The organism is Pseudomonas sp. CM27, from assembly GCF_013179515.1.
Taxonomy (GTDB): domain Bacteria; phylum Pseudomonadota; class Gammaproteobacteria; order Pseudomonadales; family Pseudomonadaceae; genus Aquipseudomonas.
Genome location: NZ_JABMCN010000370.1, coordinates 1,549 through 3,859 on the forward strand (window position 1 = coordinate 1,549; position 2,311 = coordinate 3,859).

Annotated in this window: 3 protein-coding genes; all 3 read right to left on the reverse strand. The window is 50.8% G+C overall.

What is annotated here, in order from left to right; genetic code table 11:
* Positions 1 to 242 precede the first annotated feature (242 nt).
* Positions 243 to 740: a hypothetical protein gene (locus HP547_RS27810; RefSeq protein ID WP_172288660.1), complete on the reverse strand. Its 498-nt coding sequence runs from the start codon at positions 738 to 740 to the stop codon at positions 243 to 245.
* Between the two features lie 122 nt (positions 741 to 862).
* Positions 863 to 1,171 carry a hypothetical protein gene (locus HP547_RS27815; protein WP_172288662.1) on the reverse strand — a complete coding sequence of 103 codons (309 nt, stop codon included), beginning with the start codon at positions 1,169 to 1,171 and terminating at the stop codon, positions 863 to 865.
* 15 nt (positions 1,172 to 1,186) lie between these two features.
* Complete coding sequence (locus HP547_RS27820) at positions 1,187 to 1,933, reverse strand: metallophosphoesterase (protein WP_172288666.1); 747 nt, start codon at positions 1,931 to 1,933, stop codon at positions 1,187 to 1,189.
* Positions 1,934 to 2,311: the final 378 nt, after the last annotated feature.

The following is a 2,311-nucleotide window of genomic DNA, read 5'->3' on the forward strand; positions in this document are numbered from 1 at the left end:
TCTATTTCAAGATGCTCGGCGAGATCAGCAAGGTTGCCAGCGAAGGTCATCAAGGTCTGCACATCCCTCGGAGACACTGCTCGACCTTGGCGCTTACCCTCGCGTAGCAGCCGCAGATAAGGCTGCTGACGATTCTCGATTTTTAGCAACGTTCCGAAAATGTCAAAAACGACCGCGGCCACCATGTTGGCCCCCCCACCAGAATCTTCGCCTAAGGCCCACGCTAATGTCAGTGCCGAAGCTTACCGTACGGTGATGCCGTGCTGCTCGAAATCGCTCAGCAGCCTTTTACGGCTAAGCTTTGCCCCAAGCTTGAAGATATTCACATACGCGTAATACAAAGCCATAGGAATGAAAACAAGTCCAATCCCAAAGGTGGCAGTGGCGATAATGATCCCTGCTGGGACGGCTGCGACCGTGGCCAGAATACCTTTGATAACAGCTGCTCGCGCCATACGACTCAGATCATCCAAGTCATACTCAACTTTACCTTTGCTACTTTCGCAAGCAACAACGACAGTCAACTTCTTTGTTAATTGCTTGACATACCAAGTTCTAGGCGAGTCCGTAACCAGTGCACCGTGTCGCCGAAGATATTCAGGAACAGCCAGTTGCTTGATATAGAAGGTTTTTCCTTGCTCGTCCTCAAGTCTGACCCGAGTGTAAGCACCATCTAAGTCGCCTCTACCCACAACATCATAGTTCTTGATGGTTGCAATCATTTTCCTAAGATTAGACATGCACATTCCTTAATCATGTCAGCCAGGTGAGTAATTTGCCCTTAGTACCCTGAGCAGCCGTAAGCACCACGGCGACCTGAGTTCAGGCCGCCGCGAGTAAAAATACCGGTATCTAGAACAGTTCAGCTAGCACGAAGGATTAGCGTCTGAGGCACGCCATCAAAGGTGTCCTCTATGAACATCAGGTGGCTAACAGCTACGTAGACTGACCCATTCTGGGTCATGAATAGCGTATAGCCATGCTCCTGGCACGTATCCAGAACCTTACTACTTGTGAAGGTGTCACCATCTTCATAGCGATTCAAGGCATCTCTGAAAACCGCGCCTCTCACACCTTCGTCCTTAAGCCGAGCATCAAATAGAAACCCGGTCACCGAGCGGCTGAATTCTTTCTGAGCAGCCTCTGCCAGTTTCTCTTGATAATTACGCATCACATTCCAATTCAATCAATTAATTTCAATGCTGAAATCTGGGTCAAAGCCGCAGTCTTCGTTAGGGTAGCCACGTGGATTACTTACGACACGGCAATTATCAACCATCACGTCTACTCGGCTATGAGTATGGCCAAACACCCAGAAATCCGACTTCCTCACAAGGTCTAACCAGTCATTAGAATATGCCGGCATCAAGACCGAATCCTTTTCCGGCCCACTGAGGTCGACAAGAGGGCAATGATGAGTGACGACCAGAGTCTTGCCTTGAAAATCCTTGTCCAGTTCAGACGCAAGCCATGCGTAGGTTTTGTGATTCCGGGTGATGACATCATCCACGCTCAGCGCTCTATAGCCCTCGCCGGCTCTAATACGCTTAAAGTCGTTCATGGATCGCCGGGCTTCCTGGGACGCCTGATATACGCTGCTCCCGGTCGAGAAGTCAGTCCACGCAGTGGCTCCCAAAACCCTTACGTTTCCAATAACGATTGAGTCGTTCTCAAGCACATGCACGTTTGTACCTGATGCCAGTGATTTCATGGACTGGAGGGTACGGTCAAAGTGGCCTTTATAAAATTCGTGGTTTCCCAGTATGTACACCACTGGTGTATTGAAGGTCGCTTGGGCCCACGCGATTCCCCTTCCCTTCGTATGGATATCCCCCGCCAGGATCACGAGATCGTTGATGCTGGGCTCAGCAGTTACCAGGCTAGGCTGCGAGGCGAACTCTTCATGGAGGTCAGAGTAAATTCGGACTTTCAAACAGCCTGTCTCCGATTCGTGATGAGGGCCTAGCACGCTTCACAGTGAGCGCCCCCTCGATTGGCCCATCTACAGCCATCCTCGCTGAAGACGCTTTAACTCAATATTGATGATTGTCGCAGCCGAGCACGGGCTTCAGCGGCATGGCACGGCTCTACCGGAACCGCAGCTTTCGTGGTTGGAATCAGCAATCATCGGCCTAGCCAGCCACAAAAGTTCGCTCCAGATGAATATAAGGGTTTGAGTCGAATCACGCAAACACGGCATACAGTTGGATTTCCAGGTGCCGGCCAGTCATGCATAGGAAAGCTTTCGCTTCCGCTCTCCGATTTCTTCGTCGCCAAGGCTCCGTTCTCCAGGCGGATTTTGATTCTGGTG